Source organism: Amphibacillus jilinensis Y1 (genome assembly GCF_000306965.1).
In the GTDB taxonomy this organism is placed as follows: Bacteria; Bacillota; Bacilli; order Bacillales; family Amphibacillaceae; genus Amphibacillus_C; species Amphibacillus_C jilinensis.
In genome coordinates this window covers 121,720-141,087 of sequence record NZ_JH976439.1, presented here as the reverse complement: position 1 = coordinate 141,087, position 19,368 = coordinate 121,720, and the positions used below count along the sequence as shown (strand labels likewise).

General features: G+C 36.0%; 17 protein-coding genes and 4 pseudogenes. 15 read left to right on the top strand and 6 right to left on the bottom strand.

The features are described 5' to 3' along the window. Positions 1-58: 58 nt before the first annotated feature. Positions 59-568: a PadR family transcriptional regulator gene (locus B494_RS0114500; RefSeq protein WP_017473110.1), complete on the top strand. Its 510-nt coding sequence runs from the start codon at positions 59-61 to the stop codon at positions 566-568. 294 nt (positions 569-862) lie between these two features. Here B494_RS0114500 and B494_RS20660 read toward each other — a convergent pair. Then, positions 863-1,322: pseudogene (locus B494_RS20660) on the bottom strand (transposase); the annotation flags it as partial. A gap of 750 nt (positions 1,323-2,072) precedes the next feature. Next, positions 2,073-2,930, bottom strand: a complete 858-nt coding sequence (locus B494_RS0114490) for a LysR family transcriptional regulator (protein WP_017473109.1) — start codon at positions 2,928-2,930, stop codon at positions 2,073-2,075. A 125-nt stretch (positions 2,931-3,055) separates the two neighbouring features. Here B494_RS0114490 and B494_RS0114485 point away from each other — a divergent pair, with 125 nt between their 5' ends. Next, positions 3,056-4,177 carry a Gfo/Idh/MocA family protein gene (locus B494_RS0114485; RefSeq protein WP_017473108.1) on the top strand — a complete coding sequence of 374 codons (1,122 nt, stop codon included), beginning with the start codon at positions 3,056-3,058 and terminating at the stop codon, positions 4,175-4,177. Between the two features lie 237 nt (positions 4,178-4,414). On the opposite strand, the gene B494_RS0114475 is transcribed toward B494_RS0114485, so the two are convergent. Then, positions 4,415-5,544, bottom strand: a protein-coding gene (locus B494_RS0114475; RefSeq protein WP_420884347.1) for an IS3 family transposase whose coding sequence is annotated in 2 segments (ribosomal slippage) — positions 4,415-5,265 and positions 5,265-5,544 — 1,131 coding nt in all. Because the reading frame shifts where the segments join, the coding sequence is not laid out codon by codon here. A gap of 541 nt (positions 5,545-6,085) precedes the next feature. Here B494_RS0114475 and B494_RS20655 point away from each other — a divergent pair. Further along, a pseudogene (locus tag B494_RS20655) lies at positions 6,086-6,304 on the top strand (transposase); the annotation flags it as partial. 167 nt (positions 6,305-6,471) lie between these two features. On the opposite strand, the gene B494_RS0114465 reads toward B494_RS20655, so the two are convergent. After that, positions 6,472-7,119 (bottom strand): hypothetical protein, encoded by a 648-nt coding sequence (locus B494_RS0114465; RefSeq protein WP_017473105.1) that lies wholly within the window; start codon positions 7,117-7,119, stop codon positions 6,472-6,474. A gap of 643 nt (positions 7,120-7,762) precedes the next feature. On the opposite strand from B494_RS0114465, the gene B494_RS20230 reads away from it, so the two are divergent. From B494_RS20230 to B494_RS0114445, 4 genes are all read left to right on the top strand, one after another. Further along, positions 7,763-7,954 carry an ISL3 family transposase gene (locus B494_RS20230; RefSeq protein ID WP_026065270.1) on the top strand — a complete coding sequence of 64 codons (192 nt, stop codon included), beginning with the start codon at positions 7,763-7,765 and terminating at the stop codon, positions 7,952-7,954. A gap of 31 nt (positions 7,955-7,985) precedes the next feature. Then, positions 7,986-8,177 carry a helix-turn-helix domain-containing protein gene (locus B494_RS21655; RefSeq protein WP_026065269.1) on the top strand — a complete coding sequence of 64 codons (192 nt, stop codon included), beginning with the start codon at positions 7,986-7,988 and terminating at the stop codon, positions 8,175-8,177. A 32-nt stretch (positions 8,178-8,209) separates the two neighbouring features. Continuing rightward, positions 8,210-9,121, top strand: a complete 912-nt coding sequence (istB, locus tag B494_RS19505) for an IS21-like element helper ATPase IstB (protein ID WP_017473104.1) — start codon at positions 8,210-8,212, stop codon at positions 9,119-9,121. A 243-nt stretch (positions 9,122-9,364) separates the two neighbouring features. Beyond that, positions 9,365-9,817, top strand: coding sequence for an AraC family transcriptional regulator (locus B494_RS0114445; RefSeq protein WP_017473103.1), 453 nt, complete (start codon positions 9,365-9,367; stop codon positions 9,815-9,817). A gap of 309 nt (positions 9,818-10,126) precedes the next feature. Here the strand turns inward: B494_RS0114445 and B494_RS20650 are convergent. Then, positions 10,127-10,297 (bottom strand): annotated as a pseudogene (locus B494_RS20650) (transposase); the annotation flags it as partial. Between B494_RS20650 and B494_RS20645 the strand changes: the two are divergent. After that, positions 10,265-10,498, top strand: a complete 234-nt coding sequence (locus B494_RS20645; protein WP_083855799.1) for a TnsD family Tn7-like transposition protein — start codon at positions 10,265-10,267, stop codon at positions 10,496-10,498. The pseudogene B494_RS20650 and the gene B494_RS20645 overlap by 33 nt on opposite strands. Here the strand turns inward: B494_RS20645 and B494_RS0114435 are convergent. Next, the gene (locus B494_RS0114435; protein WP_017473101.1) at positions 10,470-11,435 is read right to left on the bottom strand and encodes a helix-turn-helix transcriptional regulator; all 966 of its coding nucleotides are present in this window, start codon (positions 11,433-11,435) and stop codon (positions 10,470-10,472) included. The genes B494_RS20645 and B494_RS0114435 overlap by 29 nt on opposite strands. A gap of 97 nt (positions 11,436-11,532) precedes the next feature. On the opposite strand from B494_RS0114435, the gene B494_RS0114430 reads away from it, so the two are divergent. From B494_RS0114430 to B494_RS0114400, 7 genes and pseudogenes are all read left to right on the top strand, one after another. Then, entirely contained in the window at positions 11,533-12,414 is an 882-nt protein-coding gene (locus B494_RS0114430; RefSeq protein WP_017473100.1) for an SDR family oxidoreductase, read from the top strand. A 565-nt stretch (positions 12,415-12,979) separates the two neighbouring features. After that, a pseudogene (locus B494_RS21745) lies at positions 12,980-13,163 on the top strand (hypothetical protein); the annotation flags it as partial. Between the two features lie 37 nt (positions 13,164-13,200). Then, a complete protein-coding gene (locus B494_RS0114420; RefSeq protein ID WP_017473098.1) occupies positions 13,201-13,893 on the top strand; it encodes a response regulator transcription factor in 693 nt (230 codons plus the stop codon). Next, positions 13,890-14,885, top strand: coding sequence for a sensor histidine kinase (locus B494_RS0114415; RefSeq protein WP_017473097.1), 996 nt, complete (start codon positions 13,890-13,892; stop codon positions 14,883-14,885). The genes B494_RS0114420 and B494_RS0114415 overlap by 4 nt, the downstream gene beginning before the upstream one ends. A 118-nt stretch (positions 14,886-15,003) precedes the next feature. After that, positions 15,004-15,765 (top strand): ABC transporter ATP-binding protein, encoded by a 762-nt coding sequence (locus tag B494_RS0114410; protein WP_017473096.1) that lies wholly within the window; start codon positions 15,004-15,006, stop codon positions 15,763-15,765. After that, on the top strand, positions 15,755-17,605 hold the full coding sequence (locus B494_RS0114405; RefSeq protein WP_017473095.1) for an FtsX-like permease family protein: 1,851 nt from the start codon (positions 15,755-15,757) through the stop codon (positions 17,603-17,605). The genes B494_RS0114410 and B494_RS0114405 overlap by 11 nt, the downstream gene beginning before the upstream one ends. 657 nt (positions 17,606-18,262) lie before the next feature. Next, entirely contained in the window at positions 18,263-19,180 is a 918-nt protein-coding gene (locus tag B494_RS0114400; RefSeq protein ID WP_017473094.1) for a cation diffusion facilitator family transporter, read from the top strand. Positions 19,181-19,368 lie beyond the last annotated feature (188 nt).

Sequence of the window (19,368 nt, the reverse complement as noted above, 5' to 3'; positions counted from 1 at the left end):
TTAACCTAATTAAAGGGAATAGCTATTAAAATTAATCAATAATAAAAGGAGTTATTTTTTGATACCATTACTTATTTTAGGTTTATTAAAACAAAATCCAGGTTCTTACGGGTATGAATTACTAGCATTAATGAAAAAGAGACACTATAAATATATAGTGAATTTCACTAAAGGGTCATTCTATTATAATCTTCAACAATTAGAAGCAAAACAATATATTAAAAAAGTTGACCAATTAGACAATACAAGAGAGACGCATAACTATATCATTACTGAACTAGGCGATAGAGAATTTGGAAATTTGATGTATAAGTACGGGTCTAAGACAGACTATATAAACTTATCTTTTTATGCAACCATGTTGTTTGCTAATGAATATAAAAGCGAGGAGTTAACAAATCTTATAGAAATACAAATTGAACAAACAAAAAAGAAAATTTTACTATTAGAACAATCTATTGAGTATGATCAATCTATATCAACGTCTTTTAAAAAAATGTTGGAAAATTCACGTTCTCACCACCTAGTAAATCTTCAATGGTTTGAAGAGTTGTTAAAAGAGTTTTGAATTGAAATTAATAGAAATGATTATTTAGAACAAGCAGACCTATTTGCTGCACAGTACAACGATACCATTCAATATAAAAAAATCTTCCACAATCGGGCCTGGTTGGGGAGCAAAACAGGTAGAAAATGATCAAACTTTTTTAAAAAAACCAAGCTTAAACCTGCTGAAAAGAATCCATTTTGATCAGTCTTTTTTTCAAAATGGTTTCTTTTAATTTATCGTAAAATATGGGTCTGCGAGGTATTTTTAATCAAACTTTATTTTAAAGCTACAGTAAGCGCGTTCGTGGAGAGGCGGGCGTGATGCACTCATCTTTTCCGTTGGCGATAGCTTATCGGGCACTTTACTAACCAATGTAGGGGAAATATCGATACCATATACATCTCTCATTTGATCTTCAATATCTCGTGTAGACATTCCCTTAGCGTACAGTCCTAATATTTGTCCCTCTATTCCGTTGACCGTTTTTTCGTATTTCTTAATTACCTTTGGCTCATACTCCCCATTTCGATCTCTTGGTGTATCAAGTTCTACTTCACCAAACTTTGATTTGATTTTCTTCGTTTCGACTGTTACCTGTATTGTTTCCTTTCACATTGTGTTTTTGGTAGCCTAACTCCTCTTCGAATTCCGCTTCGAATATTTGTTGAAGCGTTTCTTTAAACAGATCCTTCATCATCTGCTGAACATCTTCTACTGTGCGACAACCTTTCTTTAACTCTTTAATTGTTTTGTCATAAAAAAAGTCTTGCATAAATGACCATCTCCTTATTGGAAAGTATAACCATTTACACAAAACTTTTTACGCTCTCTCTTGGAGAAGGTGCAAACTGTATGTTTTTTTGTAAAGAAACGGATAAGTTCCATATGGCATTATACTGGTAGGATAAGTTCTTATATACATTTTTATTTTTTCTATTATATCTCCCTGTCTATTTCTTCTCCCCAAGCTAGAAAGTCGGTACCTACTGCTAAATAGTTGGAGCGAAGAGCGTAGGGGAAACAAGAACGGCAGAAAATTATTTAATTCAATCGTAATATCAATTAATTTTCAGGCTGGAGCCAATTGTCTTCAATAAAAATTTCCTTCCTTAGATAAAATATTGCGTTCCCTAAAGAAAATTAACGTTCCAATCCCGAAGTTTTTTCCGGTCCTTTTCCGGCAGACTTTCGGTTTTTTTATGTAAAATTAGGTGGAAATCCAAAAGTAATACAATCCAATTTTCAATCAGTATTCAATCTATATCCAGTCGTTTACTTCAATTCTATATTCCCCCAATCCTTTGCCAGTAATGGTTCAGTCTTGATCCAGTTCTTTTTCAGTTGGTTTCCCCACGCTAGAGTCGAGTGATTCCAGTTATTTTATCTGGTTTTTTCGTTCGTTCTTCAGGTTAGAAGTAGAGTAGGAATTCATTTGGAATTCATGTTTCTCCCTATGGACCGTCATTTTTTTATAAACGGAATCGAAGTGAAAGGATGAGTTATCTCAATCATTGCCATTATTTTAGAAACTAAAGATATATTTGTTATTTAGTTCGAAAAATTGTTTTTCGATAGGTGATAATTCGTAATTCAATCTTCTAGTGTAATAAGAATCCATATATTTAAAGGGTTTCGGTACTTCTAAATAGGAATCTACGTTATAGTAAGATGCAATTCTTTTGGGGATTAGCGTAATCCCCATACCTATTGATGCAAATTGAATTAAAGTTTCAGGATCACCAATTTCAATGAAGTCCCCCGATTTAATGTTCAAAGTATCATATATATTACGTAATATTGAATGATAGAGACATTTCTCGGAAAGTATCAGGACATTTTTCTGGAATAAATATTTATTAAATGTTGTTTCTTGACTAATATTCCCCCCTATTATCACCATTTCTTCAGTACCTGACTTTTCATAATTTATATGTTTGTTATTGAATGATCCAATGGTGACGCCAATATCAATTTGCCCTTCAGTAAGTAGTTGATCAATTTCCTCAGTCGAACCTGTTTTTAAAGTAACATTCAAATCAGGGTGTGCTTTAGATAGATCATTTAAAGCAGCAGAAATTTGTTTTCCGCCAAAAGATACCATGGTTCCAATCCGTAAACTTTTATCATGATATTTCATTTGGTTTTCGGTTTGTTCCCAGAGAAGGATGATTTTCTTATATTGGTGGTATAATTCCTCTCCTTTTTTCGTTAACTTGACACCTTTTGAATTTCGAATAAACAATTCGTTATTATAGTGGGTCTCAATTTTTTTTATTTTTGCAGATATATTAGATTGGAGGTGATTCAATTTAATTGCTGCTGCTGACATACTTTTCAATTCTGCGACTGAAATAAAAACATTCATGTCTTCAATATGCATAACAAACTAATCTCCTTATCAAAAAAAGTGATAGACGTATCATTTGATAACATTATTAATGTTATCACTTTGGGATTATAATTACATTAATGATTTTCTTATTTATGAGTTTTGGAGGGGGATTTATGGATAGTAAACAGATTAATGTAGGAATAGTGGGTGGATCATTAAATAATCAATGGGCCAGTCAAACCCATATTCCAGCCCTAAAAGCGAACCTTATTTACCAAATTAAAGCAATAGGTACGTCAAATATGGAGAGTGCGATGAAAAGTGCGATGGAATTCAATGCTATACCTTTTGCAGATTACAGCAAATTAGTAGAATCAAAAGATGTTGATTTAGTGGTTGTAAGTGTAAAAGTGCCTTTTCATTATGAGATTGCTAAGAGTGCTATTTCAAAAGGAAAGCATATCAATTGTGAATGGCCACTAGGTAGGAATACACAGGAAGCTATAGAGTTAGCAAAACTAGCTGACAAAAAAGGGATACATCATGCTGTCGGATTACAAGGGAGACAATCTCCTGAAATTAGTTATTTAAAGAAAGCATTAGAAAGGAATGAAATAGGGAAGATACTTTCTTGTACAATGGAGGTATCTACTCAAGTAAAAGGGAGGATAACGGATCAAAGAAGTGCCTATCTCTTAAAAGAAGAAAATGGAGCGAATTTACTCACCATACATGGAGGGCATGCTCTGGATGTTCTTTGTCATACATTAGGTGATTTCAAGGAACTTTCAGCTATTATGAACACGAATTACAAGGAAGCTATTATACGAGAAACAGGTGAAAGGATAGTAAAGGATACTGCTGATCAAATTTTAGTTCAAGGTACTCTTGGTGATAACATATCAACTTCTATTCACATTCAAGCAGGGGTATCTCCAAAGTTTCATTTAGAGATTAGAGGTGAAAAAGGTGTATTTCGATTAACACAATCCAATTCATCGGGGCATGTCCAGTTTGGAAATTTAAGGTTAGAGAAAATCTCTCATCCAGATTACTCGGGCTTAGGTGATGATAAAGAGGGGGCTTCTATTGAAGAAGTTATGTTACCTTTAGAAAAAGATACGAGTCCTAAAGAATATATAGAAAAGGCTTATAACATATTTGCTAAAGATATACTCGAAAACAAGCGTAAGATTCCTAATTTCAATGATGCAGTTAAACTTCATCGATTATTAGATAACGTACGAGAATCAGCAAAGTCAGGTAGAAAAATAATTATAACGGATAAGGAGTGAGTTGACAGATGCCATTTATAAGGGTTTCTATGGTAGAAGGTAAAAGTAAAGAGTATAAAGAAAAGTCGAGACTCTTCCAAGAGAATCAGCAATGACATGTCCTTCATCTAAAACGTAACTTTTCGAATGGTCTGCCATCTTTAGTTATTGAGGCTAAAAGGTTGCTAGAAACATATCAAGTATCCTCCAAAAGTCTTTAAGAAAACATTGGAATGTCAACACTAAACTGGACAAAAATTATAAGGTCTGTTGCTTGAATTCTACTGGTGTTAAATAGCCTAGTGTTCCGTGAATTCGAATGTTATTGAACCAATGAACATAATCATCAAGTTCAAGAGCGAGCTGTTGAAGAGAAGAGAAATGAGCTCCGTTAGCGAATTCTGTTTTGAATACCTTAAATGTAGCTTCGGCCACGGCGTTGTCATAAGGGCATCCTTTCATGCTTAGTGATCTCTGGATACCAAATGTTTCAAGAGCTTCTGAAATGAGCTGATTATCAAACTCTTTTCCACGGTCTGTATGGAACATTTTTATGTCATTCAGATTGGCTTGAATACTTGTAATGGCTTGATATACAAGGTCTGCTGTCTTATTTGCTCCAGCACTACGGCCGATGATTTCGCGATTGAAAAGGTCCACAAATAGGCATACATAATGCCACTTTTTTCCGACACGGACGTATGTTAAATCGATGACAATGACAGCTAATTGTTGATCTTGCTTAAATTGGCGCTGTAATTCATTCTTTACAGGAGCTTCGTTACACGTTGATTTGTGTGGTTTAAATTGTGCCACTGTATAATTCGACACGAGTCCTACTTCGTTCATGAGTCGACCAATACGGCGACGTGAAACATATTTTGGTTCAGGTAACTTCGCTAATTCTTTCTTGATTTTGCGTGTACCATAATTGTTTCGACTCTCTTTAAAAATACGAACAATTTCTTTAGAAAGCTCTTTATCTTCATCTCTCTGTGCACGTTTGCCTGCTACATCGACATGGTAGTAATACGTACTTTTTGGAATATCGAGGACGTTACACATTGCTGATACCGAATAGTTATGAGCGTTATTTCGAATCACATCTATTTTCGTCCCATGATCAGCGCTGCTTGCTTTAAAATATCGTTCTCCATCAGTAAACGTTGATTTTCTTTGCGAAGTTGCATCAGTTCATTTTCTTCTTCAGAACGATTATCTTTGGCGGCAAATGAACCTGTTTCCTGATGATTTTTAATCCAACGATCTAACGCAGAAGGTGTAATATCATATTCTCTAGCAATGTCTGCACGAGATTTTCCATTTTCATAAAGCTTCACTAATTGCAGTTTAAATTCGGGTGTAAAAGTTCGACGTTGACGTGTCATAGTAGCACGCTCCCTTAAGTTAATAGTCTAAGTTTACAAGCCCTTATTTCATCTGTCCAACTTAGTGTAGCCTATCCAGTTTTTTCTCTGTAACGGAAAAACAAAGATACTGTTCGACAAATTTCGCATCGAATATTTCGGGTCAAAATTGGTTGTTTTAAGGAAAAACACTAATTGCGTATAAGAAATAGGAACAAAGTTGAGAGTAACGGTGGCAAGGGATTGAGGGGGATTTGGGGAGGGAAAGAAATTAATTGTGGGGGACATAAACTTACATATTACAACAATCTATGTAAAAGTAAAATTATGTCAATAAAATAGACGCAGCGAATAGGGGGATTTTCTTCTACCGCGCTTCGCTTGCTCGCCTCAACTTTTGGTGTTAAAGTCTATAGACTTCAACACCAAAAGTTGAGGTATTTATTCTCCCATAAACATTTTACTCTAACATCAATCTAATGTGGTAGGGAACATACATTCTTGAAAACTGGGAGAACTATCACTATAATAGAATTATACAAATAAAGCAAAAGGCGTTAAGACGTTAGATACATGGAAATCGTATATTTTAAACTATTTCGAACAACCCTATACAAATGCTAGAACAGAAAGAACCAACCATAAGATTAAGAATAGAAAACGTATTTCTTATGGTTTTCGTAACATGGAGAACTTTCGAATACGCGTAAAATTAGAGTGCTCTAAACAGCGTCAATCTATCGTTTCTTCCCCTTTGCATATTGTAGATGATGCCGTGTAAGCGTCAAGTCCAAATCGCTTGCCCCCTCTGCTCTATCATCTAAGTGGTAGTTAGGCGAAGAAGGGAAAATACTAGCCTACGAAAAGGCTGAAATGTGCGAGTTACACAGAAAATGGCGAAGAGCCAAAAATTAGCTGAAAATTTAAAGTAATCCTCTAGCATATTATCTATGTTTCTTTCTTTTTTTCTAATTTCATAAAATAAATTAAGGTACAAAAACCAGTAATATAGTAAACGATTGAGGAGAACAAATCAGGAACAAAATCTATAACAAAAAAAATCACACAGTATAAACCAATCATAATAAATGAAGGGAGTTGACTTTTTAAATTTGTCCAGCCCACTTTAATATCTTCTAATTCATTTCGTTTAAATCCACTGGCATAACTAGGTACTGGCTTGTTATTGAAACTATAAATTATATTATCAGAACCCAAAACAAACAAACAATAAATGATTATGTTGCCGATTTTTTGAAATTCAAATTGGCCCCCTTTAAAAAAACTACTAATTACAAAAACAAGAGAAAGAATAAGCAGTACAAAAAGGATTGTAAATAAATTTTTACTGACTACATAATCTACAACATTTTTATAAGTTAATTTAGATTGATCATTAAGATAATACTTTTTATCAACTGTGATGAATCGGAATATAGTCGTACATAAGAGCATGAATCCTAAAGAGACCAACCATGACCAATGATGCATTTCTATATTTGCCAATGTTAGCATAAATGTTAATCCTACAATCAAAGATAATAATTCTATTTTTGGACCTTTTAAGAACACCTTTACTGTTTCTCTTATAAACATTATGACACATCCTAACTATGATTATGGTTTAAAGTTTAGTTTAAAATAAAAATCTTGGTAAGAATTCTATAATAAAAACAAGTGCGGTATATGGGAGAATACAAAATGTAACGAATTGCAAAAGTCTTCTTTCTTTAAACCAAAGATTTATAAATATCTTATAAACACAGACCCAATTATCACCATTAGATTATTTATGAGTGGTCCATAATTCGATAGAAGATATGCAATATGGTCAAAATCAGAGTACATTAAGAAAATAATAAGGTTAATAGAAAATAAAATAATATTTGTACCCATGCTTGTTTTAGAACAAATTGAAAGAAAATGGCGTTTGGTCATTTGATTTGAAAAATCATTATCAATAAAAATCATAATTAAAAACTGGTATATCATTTGGTTCCCAATTATGCTAAAAAACCCAAGAATAGAGAAATTAGAGTAAATACTATACATAAAAACCAGTATATGTTATAAATAGATATTTTATCCAAAACTTTTTTTGTGAGTGGATAAAATAAAAACGGCTCTATCATATTTGTTGGGGTTTAGGTGAATTTCTGAAAAACAAAACACACGCAACCGATGCATTCTTATATACTTGAATTGCCGAGAAACAAGTAGAGAATGGGGTTTCGTGTATATGGATTTTACCATGAATATACCAGGATTAAAAGACTACATTATAACGAATAGTGAAGAACGTGAAGGAACGGTTCAGATTTATGTAGAAATGGACCGTACGCCTCATTGTTGCCTGATTTGTGACACTAAAACAGAGCGTGTACATGATTATAGGTATCAAAAAATCAAACATTTAAAGTGGTTTGAGTGAATGACTTTATTATGGTATAAGCGTCGTCGTTATGTTTGTCCATCTTGTGGGAAGCGATTCTCTGAAAAAAAGTCCAATAGTAGAATGGTACCAGCGTGCTTCTATTGAATGGAAGCAAGCGGTCTCAATGAAATCAATAAAAGGAAAGACCTTTAAAGAGGTTGGACAAACATACGAGTCTTCGCCTTCCACCATTGTAAGACGCTTTGATAAGAGCAAATAAAAAAGATAGAAACTTTTCCAGCCCTTATTGCAATGGATGAATACAAAGGGGACACAAGAGAAGGAAAATATCAGCTAATTATCGCAGATGGTATCACTAGAGAACTTCTTGATATACTACCTAATCGGTATAAAAACGCGATTAAAGATTACCTACAAAAACATGGTCAACAGATTGAAGTCGTTATCATGGATATGAGTCCCGCCTTTAAGGCAACTGTTCAAAAGGCATTAGGAAAGCCTATTATCGTAGCTGATCGCTTTCATTTTTGTCGATATATCTATTGTGGATTAGATCGTGTGCGAAGACGTGTACAACAAAATTTCCACGACTATGATCGTAAGAATGAACGACAATTAAAGTGGGCAGCATTTCCTGCCCACACAACACTTGAGATGTACAATCTTAATGAGCAACAAACCTTAAGTCAAAAGCAGCTAAAACAGTTAAGTGAGCTAACCTGGATCGATCAATTATATAACTTGGTCCTGTTAGGACCAGCAGGTGTTGGAAAAACACATTTAGCCACTGCACTTGGGATTAAAGCGGTTCACCAAGGTTATCAGGTTATGTTTATAACGATGGAAGAATTGATAAGACATTTAAAAGCTGAAGAATTCACACGAAAAGCCCAAATTAGGATGAAGCGAATAAGAGCCGCCAATCTGGTCATTATTGATGATCTGATGTTTATGGCGATGGATCAAAGAGAAGCTAACCTCTTTTTCCATCTCATTAATGACTTACATGACAAGGCCTCTATTATATTAACTTCAAATAAGGGACCAAGTGAGTGGGGCGATTTATTAGGTGACCAAGGGATCACCACAGCTATTTTGGATAGGATTCTACATCGAGTAGAAGTTATTCAATTTCAGGGGGAAGACAATCATCGAATGAAGAATCGAACATCCATATTTAAGGAAGAAAGTGTTCAGAATTAATTAGCAAAAAGTGTTCATTTTTACTTGACGCTTACACCTATATAATAGACTCCCTAATATCACACAATTTGAAACAATATAAAAGACTCCAAAATAACTTTTAACACGTTCTTAGTTAAATGAGAACCAACCGAAATTCTAATTAATTTCAAAAATTTTAAAAATTAAAGTGTTTATATTTTTAAAGCGTGCTACATTCGTAATGTATCAAACTAAATAAGAAAAGAAAGGACGATTAAAATAATGAAATTCAAAGTCGAGACATTTCCAAACTATCGTACTGTTTTTATGCGACGTATTGGACAATATGGTCCTGCTAATATTGAAGTAATGGAGAATCTAAAAAAGTGGGCTAAGGAGAGAAATCTTCTTGAATCTGCAATTCTATTTGCAATTCCACAAGATAATCCAGAAACAACACTTCCTGATAACTGTAGATTTGATGCTTGTATTGTAATTCCCAATGATTATCAAGAAGTGGATGATTCAGTTCTCGAAGGGCAAATTACTGCTGGAAAATACCTTATATATGAAGTCAAACATACTGCAGAGGATATTCAAAAGGCATATTCTAATATTTTTCAATCTCTACAAAATAACGGATATAAAATGGATATAAAACCAATTATGGAAAAATATATCGGTAATATGGTAGGCAATCCTTATTGCGAAATATGTGTTCCTGTTAAACCGTAATAACCTTGATTTGTTTTTTGTATGATACATCATTAACAAAATAGAGTAAGAAGAACAAGTTGTTTATAAATGCTGATAAACCTTGTTCTTTATATAATATGTGTTTAACGCTGTTTACTGGATAGGCTACACTAAGTTGGACAGATGAAATAAGGGCTTGTAAACTTAGACTATTAACTTAAGGGAGCGTGCTACTATGACACGTCAACGTCGAACTTTTACACCCGAATTTAAACTGCAATTAGTGAAGCTTTATGAAAATGGAAAATATCGTCAAATGTTGGTGTGTGTTACACGCTTACGCCTCATTTATGTGACCCGAATGTCGATATTTTTATATTGATGATGTAATAACACTTTTAATCTAAATCGATCAAAACGTTTAAAACCAAATGCGTTGCGCTTAATGACCTTGGTTTGGTTATTAAGCCCTTCTCTAAAGCCATTATGCCAGTCATAAACAAAGCTGTTCATCAATTGTTACAGGAGAAAAAAACCATTCATATAAATGTTAGTCGTATTGGAAAGAAAATCAGAAGGCTTGCACTACTTGAGCGTCATTTAAATAAATTACCGAAAACAAGTGACTATTTGAATGAAGTTGTTGAAACAAAGGAACAGTTTCAAATTCATCGGGTATGGTGTGAAAAAATCACTTTTCCTGATTATAAAAATCCATAACCGCTTTTGCCATATCGTAAATACTCTGCTTTAAGGCTTTGGGCTGAATAATCCTTATTTGATTCCCGAAGCCTAAAATATATTCCTTAGCTTCTTGTTCTGTATCAAAAGAAAGTTTCGCGGGAATCCAGTCATTCTCTAAGGGGGAGTCTATCTTTAATACCTGTACAAAACGACCGGTAAACTTTATTCGTTGAATAGTAGATGGAGAGATTTCAACATCGACTTCATATTTTGGCAGACTTTTAATAAACCGTTGTGTGGATTCTCTCCAATAATGAGCCAAATCAAAGTCCGCAGGTCGCGAGAATGTTTCACTTGCTATGGTTGCTGACTGCACTCTCGAGGCTTTGTAGCTACGAAAATCCCCGTTAGCAGAGGCAATGAGGTACCATGTGCTTCCTTTTGCCACTAATCCTATCGGCTCAACCTCTCGTTCAATAATCTCTCCGTTCGCCTTTTCATATTTCATTTGCAGTTTCTTTTCGTCCCATATTGCTTGTTGGAGCGTTTTAAAAGACTCAATTTTGTTAGTCGATTGTCTCCATGTACTTGTGTCGATATGGATTCGTTCCCACACATCCCCGGCATTTTTCTGAAAGATACTCGGAATTGAAGCCAGCAGCTTTTGACGCGCTTCGTCCCAATCCTTTGTTAAACCCAGATCATTAAGCAGATCAACGGATGGTGAGATAAACAAAGATCTGATTTCATTATCTTTTAAACCTGTTAAATTCGTTCGATATTGTTCAAGTAATCGCCATCCTCCTGTTTTCCCCCGGTCAGCCACAACGGGAATACTTGCTGCACTCAGTGCTTCCATATCCCTGTGAATGGTACGTTCAGTCACTTCCAATTCTTTAGCCAGATCCTTTGTTGTTATTTTCCCTCTATTTTGTAACAACAATAGAATGGTAATCAACCTGTCCGCACGCATATTTAACCCACCTTTATAAAAGATAATTATTATATGACAAAGGATGTCATCATTCAATATTATACTATACTTATCTCAAAATTGGAGAGTGATATGAATGAAACCATTAGAAGGTAGGGTAGCTGTTGTTGCAGGAGCTACCAGAGGAGCCGGGCGGGGAATTGCTGTGATGCTCGGTGAAGCTGGTGCCACAGTTTATGTAACGGGGCGAAGTACCCGAGGTAATCTTTCTAGTATGAGAAGACCTGAAACCATTGAAGAAACGGCGGAAATGGTCACTTCACAAGGTGGAATTGGCATTCCGATTCGTGTCGATCATACAGTCGAGGAAGACGTGAAGACTTTATTTGAAAGGGTGGAGAAAGAACAGGACGGTTGTCTTGATTTATTGGTGAATGACGTATGGGGGGGCGACCCATTAACAGAATGGGGGAAGCCATTCTGGGAGCATTCTCTGCAAAATGGGCTTTTGATGCAGAAACGAGCTGTACACTCGCATATCCTGACAAGTCATTACGGCATTCAATTAATGGTTGCACGAAAACAAGGTTTGGTCATCGAAATTACAGACGGTGTGGATTACAATTATCGCGGCAATATGTATTATAGTCTAGCCAAAATTTCTGCCATCCACTTGGCCGAGTCGATGGCGAGAGATTTAAGACCGCATCATGTTTCCGCTGTTGCATTAACACCAGGCTTTCTTCGGTCTGAAGCGATGCTTGATCACTTTGGAGTGACAGAAGAAAACTGGAAGGACGGAGCGGAAGTCGACCCGCATTTTATTGCATCCGAAACGCCATTCTACATCGGAAGGGCTGTAGCCGCACTAGCAGCTGATCCGAATGTAGAACGGAAATCGGGAAGATCGTTGAGCACATGGGGGCTCTCAACAGAATACGGTTTTACTGATATCGACGGCAGTCAACCCCATTGGGGAAACCACTTTAGCAAGTTTGTTGAAAATGAAAATAAATAAGAGAAAGATTATAAATGTTATGAAAGGGGGCACCATTCATTTTTCATTTCTAATCCTAAAACTTCAGATTTCATCCTTACGATATGCACAATCCTAGAAGACAATAAATTAGTTTGTTATGTAAAATGAATATCTTTGTGTGGAAATATATTAAGCCAAAAAGATGTATTGTTTACAATAAAGTTATAATGCTTTTAAAAAGTTGCACCGTTTTACCCCTTTGGTTATGATTAGCCAAAGGGGTGTTCTTATGTCAAAAAGAAAAAGAACATCTAACGTCGATAAGTGGATTAAAGAAGAGAGAGGATCTGATATAGGGCATTATAAAATTAAGGATGGATCTTACTAGAGCGATTTATTTTTTAAAACCGGATTTGAAACGAAACCACTTTAATTTAACTGAACACCAAAACAGCTATTAGTTACAGCGACTGCATTGGCAAGAGGATGACTTAATAAAAATACAAACCCAAAAATGAGAGGGAGATTGGGAAGTCAGACAATGTATGCTACATATAGAAGTTTTGTTTCATAACAAGGAAGGACGACTAGTTAATTATAAGGTGCGGTAATTGATGTGTATTCACGTATTATTAAAGGTCTTTATCCTGGATTAGAAGGCTCGTCATGGGAATAGGGTTGCTGACAAAGTAAAGTTCTATAAGCAGTACGGAATTGATTTTTCACTTGAGTTGTGGCCAACATGTTATTTGCCTGAAATTATTATCGCTGACTGTGGTGAGTTTGAAATATGAAAATTTTGAGAATAAAGAGGCAGGGGATTTTATGTATAAAATATTAATTGTGGAGGATGAAATCAGTATTACTAATACATTAAAAAATCGTCTTAAAAAATACGGATATGAGTGTCACACAATAGAAGATTTTAAAAGCGTTCTGGATGTTTTTCAAGAAACAGAACCGCATTTAGTTATTATGGATATAAATCTGCCTTACTTTGATGGCTATTACTGGTCAAGAAAAATAAGGCAGATATCCACATGTCCCATTATGATTCTGTCTGCTCGAATGAGCGAACTCGACCAGATATATGGTATCGAAAATGGTGCAGATGATTTTATCACGAAGCCTTTTGTAATGGATGTCGTAGTAGCAAAAATTAACGGGCAAATTCGACGTTCCTATGGAGAGTATGCAAAAAACGCAGAACGACGACTATTACAAATAGGGAATACCACCTTAAATTTGGACACAGTACGTTTATCTACACCGAGGCAGGAGGAAGTATTGACGGTAAAAGAGCTCCAGCTTTGTAATATGTTTTTTGAGGCTTGTCCAAATGTTGTCACAAGACAGCAGCTACTTTCTGTTATATGGGATGAAGAAGGATTTGTAGAAGAAAATACACTCACAGTGAACATCAAAAGATTGCGAAAAAAATTAGAAAATGTCCAATCCTCCTTAGAACTTAAGACGATTCGGGGAATCGGCTACCAATTAATGGAGAAAGACGCATGACGTTATTTATAAAGGACCATCTCAGCTTTATTCTTTTGTATCTGATAACGTTTATCTGCTTGCCTTTTATCATTGACCAATTAGATGGCTTTGAAAATCATTATGGCTATTTTAGTTTTTTAGCCATCACTTTATTAATTAGTCTGCTTGTTATTCGCTATCTTCGTCGTAAAAAAATGTATACACATTTAAAGAAAGAAATTGTGGACCAAGCTAGTTTTCTTGTCTATCGTCCACATGCTCCAATAGAAAAAGCATATGCCAATCAGTTACAGGCATTTTCTTCTTTGCTCTTAAAAGAACAGGATGCTTATCAAGATTTTTTACAGGAACAGCAGCTCCTTATTTCACATGCGGTGCATCAGATGAAGACGCCTATTTCTGTCATGCAATTGCTTGTTCAATCGAATCAAATAAATGACGTCAAATCGTTGGGAGAATGGCAGAAAGTAAAAGCCGAATGCGATAAAATAAACTTCTCGTTAAATCAGCTCTTGTCGTATAGCCGCTCTACCCAATTATTATCTGATTTGAAAATTGAAGCGATGCCATTAAAGAAAATTATACAAGAAGTTATTAATGATTTAAAAGATTACTTTATTGAGGAAGAACTATTTCCTAAGGTGGCAATAGCGGAAGACGTTATTCTTTATTCAGATCGAAAGTGGATGAAAGTAGTTGTCTACCAACTGCTTAGTAATGCGATTAAATATGGTCAGAAGTACTCTACTGTTCATATTAATTACAGGAATGGTCAGTTATCAATTCGTAACAGAGGGGAAACCATTCCAAAAAGTGAGATTAACCGCTTATTCAATTTGTTCTATACAGGTTCAAAAGGACGGAAAAGGAGTGAAGCAACAGGAATAGGTTTATACTTAGTCAAAAGGATTTTGGTTACGCTAGATCACCCGTTTGAGTTAACGTCTCATGATCAAGAAACCACTTTTACCATTGAACTTTCGAAAAGTATTCGTACGGCTGCCGATTGAGGTAGCCGTTTTGAATGTGTCAATAGTGTCACTTTGCCGTCATGTTTTAAAATGTTAAGGAATGGGCGACTTCGGTATATTAAAGTTAACATTGAAAAGAAAAACAGGAGTGGTATATATGTCAGATATCATTTTAAATGTTCAACAACTCCATAAAGATTATGTGGGAGAGGTGAACTATAAAGCGTTAAAAGGCATTGACTTTCAACTAAAACGTAATGAATTTGTCTCTGTAATGGGTCCATCTGGAAGTGGGAAGACGACATTTTTAAATTGTATATCAACGATAGACCGTCCGACAAATGGTTCTATGACAATTAATCAAAAAGATCCATATGAACTGAATGATGAAGATCTTGCAAAGTTTCGACGAAGTGAATTGGGTTTTGTTTTTCAAGATTTTAACTTGGTTCACACATTAACTGTAGAAGAGAACATTTTATTACCATTGACACTCGATGCAGTGAATGGAAAGGAAATGACATCCCGTTTAGCAGAAGTCGTTAAGTTTTTAGGGATTGAAGAAATAATGAAGAAGAGAACCTTTGAGATTTCAGGGGGACAGAAGCAACGTGTGGCCATTGCACGAGCAGTTATTCATCAGCCTAGTCTATTATTAGCAGATGAGCCGACTGGGAATCTGGACTCTAAAGCAGCCAATAGTGTGATGACGCTATTTCAATCCATTCACGAAACGTTTCAAACCTCTTTATTAATGGTCACACATGATCCGTATGTTGCCAGCTTTGCTGAGCGTGTGATTTTTATGCAAGACGGGATGCTCTACAATGAAATACAGAAGGGTGACCACAAGCAGCAATTCTATCAAGAAATTGTAGATACACTGACATTTCTGGGCGGTGGTTATCATGAGCTTTAATCATATTGTCATTCAAAATATAGTACGGGATAAATGTACCTATATTTCCTATTTTCTGAGCAGCGTCTTTTCTATTTTAGTTTTTTTCTTTTTTTTGATTATTGCATTTCATCCAATGATGGAAGCCATCGATCCGAATAGTACACTTGGAATCGTCATGATTCTTTGTAGTATGATTGTCTATATTTTTTCTTTTGTTTTTATTATTTATTCGATGCTGGCTTTTTTAAAGAAGAAAACCAAAAGCCTTGGCGTCTTTATCATTTCTGGAGCATCGACGAAGCAAGTGCAGAAAATGGTATTCCGAGAAAATATGCTGATTGCTTTTACTGCAACTATAACAGCGATTGTTGTTGGATTAATCGTTTCTCCTCTGTTTTTAATGGTCGTTAAAAATATCTTAGAGGCAGATAGCTTTGGCATGTATGTACCTGTACAAGCTATTGCCATGACATTCATTTTATTTAGTGTTTTATTTTTAATTGTTTCCAAAATAACGACACGATTTATCAAGAAGGAAGAAGCTGTACAACTGTTAAAAGCAGATGTCACACAGGAAAAATTAATACGTCCAACGCCATGGAGGCTTCTTTTATCCATCTTAGTGAGTGCAGTTTTATTACTACCTCTCAAAGTTAGCCCAGATGTTGTTGAAAGCTTAGGCATTGTTTATATTATTATGTTGTTTATCAGTCTGTTAATGACGATTTATATTGTATTAACCCAAGGAATCTGGCTTACGATTCGGAGATTGCAAAAAAGCGCCTCGTATTACAAAAAAACAAATATGTTATTTGTATCGAATTTACAAGCCAAAGGCAATTCACATGCTCATGTCATTTATTTGCTCAGTATATTATTACTTGCCGTATTTGTTACGACGAGTGTTTTGTACAGTTCGTATTATAATGTCGAAGAAAATACGGAAGCTGTCTATCCGTATAGCTTTCAATATATTTCACATCCAAATAACCCTATAGAAAAAGAACAGCAAGATATTGAATTTATGGAGACAACCCTTGAGCAAACAGAGGGAGATGTCTATGCTTATCAATCTGCGTTCAAAACAGACGAAGATCGCAGGATTGGCTTCCTATCGAATACGCATTTCAATGCACTTGGTACACACGAAGCGATAACACTTAGCGACAATGAATATTATGTTGTGGCAGGAAATGCGGGGGTGATGCCAAATACGGATACCATTCAGGATTATGTGGATGACCCTCTTCAGTACGTAGGATTAGAAGAACGGATGATTCTTGTATCAGGCTTTCGAGCAGTATATTATGTTATTCCAGATGCGATTTATGACGCACTCAATTATCCAGAATATCATGTGTTTGCCTATGAATTAAAGGATTGGACAGAGAAACGGGATGTAGCAGAAAAAATAGAAGCACAGCTCATGACAGAATCAGGTGAGCGTTATGTCTCATCTAAAATTTCATTATACGTTGACGAGTTATTTGTAAAGAGGGTCATCTTCTTTATTGGTTTTATGCTGAGTCTGATTTTTTTAAGTGCAGCCATGAGTATTCTTTATTTTTACTTGCAGACCTCTTTAGCGGGAGAAAAAGAAAAGTACTTGGGCATGCGCAAAATCGGACTATCTATGAAAGAAATGCGTGTGATTGTGACAAGAGAATTATCCATACTGATTTTTGTTCCTTTTACAATCGCTGCGATGTTATTATTTACCGTGTTATTCAGTATTCGTGATGCACTTTCACCCGCCTTTTTCCAGATGACTACGGTTGGTGTAGGCATTATTTTGCTGTTGTTTACTATGAGCTTTTTTATTATACGTAAGGCATATTTTAAAAAATTGGTAGAGTAAGTGATAGAACGTTAATCTGAATTTCAAAAATCTAAGCAAGAAAATGATACGATTCATTACAACTTAAAGGATGAGCCATTACGATATGCGATCCATTTTATTCACCTTTCTAAGTATTAAACGCTTTTAAAATTGTATAATATTTCACAACAAATTAAGCATTATTTATCTCGCTGCCTTTATCCTCTTCCTACGCTAAAAAGTCGGTAGCTGCTAATTTGCTGGTATCTGGAGTGGAAGGAAGAGAGTGGATGAATACTATGTCCTCAATGGTTATTCGATCGTTAACAAGGCTGGATCTCATACGATCCAGCCTCTTTCTTTGGCTTAATACCTGCCCAATGAGAGTGGTGGTAGGATTTTCACCACTATATCAGTGTGTTCACATACTGCAATACCATCCTACACTTGCTGCATCTTCTCCTTTCTCTAAATTCTTTCCTTCATTAGGTTATCTTCATGTTGGGTATAGGCAATTTTGTTGGACATCGCGGATTCATTTGCCCCTCACTTACATTACTTCACACTCTCAAAAAGGTTGCTCTAGACCCATATGAAGTCGATTTGCTAGAATAAAAGAGATCTTTCCACAGAGAAAAAAGCTAAAAAACGCTTATTAAAATAGCATAAGGTTACGAGGGTTTGGAGGGGATGAAAATGAAGCAAGAGCAACGCAATCGAAAAGCACAATTTGCTTCCTGGTTGGGAATTATCGGCAATTTATTACTAGCTATTATAAAAGGTATCGTGGGCTGGGTGTCTGGGAGCCGCGCACTTATCGCTGATGCGGTTCATTCCGCTTCGGATGTTATCAGTTCGGTTACCGTTCTGGCGGGCATACGCGCAGCCAATAAGCCACCTGATAAAGAACACCCGTATGGCCATGGCAAAGCGGAAAGTATTGCGGCTATTATTGTATCTATATTATTGATCTTGGTCGGGGTTGAAATTGCTTGGTCCTCCTTGCAAGTCTTCTGGGGTGACACACCTCAGGCACCGACAGGAATCGCGCTTATTGCCGTGGTGATTTCGATTATTTGCAAAGAGTTCATGTATCAATATAAATATCGGTTGGGAAAACGCATCAACAGCCCGGCCTTGATGGCCGATGCTTGGCATCACCGTTCTGATGTGTTATCTTCGATTGGCGTGTTTTTCGGGGTAGCCGGAGCAATCATTGGCGATCAAATCGGATACGGTCAACTGGTCTATCTGGACCCGCTAGCTGGGATTATCGTGGCCCTGTTTATTATGCGAATTGGTTATCAGATGGTTCGGGAATCGATTCATATGGTACTGGAAAACGTATTGGATGAGGAGGAGAGCAAACGTTTTACTGTAACAACGGAGAACGTACCAGGTGTCTTGCAGGTGGACGATTTACGGGCCCGAAGCCATGGCCAATATGTGGTCGTTGACCTTAAAATTAGTGTCGATGCTGCACTGAACGTAGAAAAAGGCCATCACATTTCTAAACAAGTAAAGCAAGCATTAATGACTGAGCATGACGATGTGTCCGACGTGTTGGTACATATCAATCCATACTCTGGAAACAAAGGGATGTTAAGTGAATGAACAAATGGGAAAAGAGATATCATTGCTAATATAGGATGAAGCTGACCTAACGTTGCGTGTCGCTATGCCAAAGGGACGCTGCGCAGGCATTGACGATCCACTTCCCTCGAGGGACCCAAAGAAGAAAATCAGGGGAGAACTGAATCAAACGGTTCTCCCCTATGCCTAGTCTTACAGTTTGATAACAA

Bases quoted from the DNA above. Each gene is read 5' to 3' on its own strand.
- B494_RS0114410 (WP_017473096.1), top strand. From the start codon at position 15,004: ATGTCAGATATCATTTTAAATGTTCAACAACTCCATAAAGATTATGTG.
- B494_RS0114445 (WP_017473103.1), top strand. From the start codon at position 9,365: ATGAAATTCAAAGTCGAGACATTTCCAAACTATCGTACTGTTTTTATG.
- B494_RS0114400 (WP_017473094.1), top strand. From the start codon at position 18,263: ATGAAGCAAGAGCAACGCAATCGAAAAGCACAATTTGCTTCCTGGTTG.
- B494_RS0114490 (WP_017473109.1), bottom strand. From the start codon at position 2,930: ATGCATATTGAAGACATGAATGTTTTTATTTCAGTCGCAGAATTGAAA.
- istB (WP_017473104.1), top strand. From the start codon at position 8,210: ATGGATGAATACAAAGGGGACACAAGAGAAGGAAAATATCAGCTAATT.
- B494_RS0114465 (WP_017473105.1), bottom strand. From the start codon at position 7,119: ATGTTTATAAGAGAAACAGTAAAGGTGTTCTTAAAAGGTCCAAAAATA.
- B494_RS20645 (WP_083855799.1), top strand. From the start codon at position 10,265: ATGCCAGTCATAAACAAAGCTGTTCATCAATTGTTACAGGAGAAAAAA.
- B494_RS0114435 (WP_017473101.1), bottom strand. From the start codon at position 11,435: ATGCGTGCGGACAGGTTGATTACCATTCTATTGTTGTTACAAAATAGA.
- B494_RS0114415 (WP_017473097.1), top strand. From the start codon at position 13,890: ATGACGTTATTTATAAAGGACCATCTCAGCTTTATTCTTTTGTATCTG.
- B494_RS20230 (WP_026065270.1), top strand. From the start codon at position 7,763: ATGGATTTTACCATGAATATACCAGGATTAAAAGACTACATTATAACG.
- B494_RS0114405 (WP_017473095.1), top strand. From the start codon at position 15,755: ATGAGCTTTAATCATATTGTCATTCAAAATATAGTACGGGATAAATGT.
- B494_RS0114420 (WP_017473098.1), top strand. From the start codon at position 13,201: ATGTATAAAATATTAATTGTGGAGGATGAAATCAGTATTACTAATACA.
- B494_RS21655 (WP_026065269.1), top strand. From the start codon at position 7,986: ATGTTTGTCCATCTTGTGGGAAGCGATTCTCTGAAAAAAAGTCCAATA.
- B494_RS0114430 (WP_017473100.1), top strand. From the start codon at position 11,533: ATGAAACCATTAGAAGGTAGGGTAGCTGTTGTTGCAGGAGCTACCAGA.
- B494_RS0114485 (WP_017473108.1), top strand. From the start codon at position 3,056: ATGGATAGTAAACAGATTAATGTAGGAATAGTGGGTGGATCATTAAAT.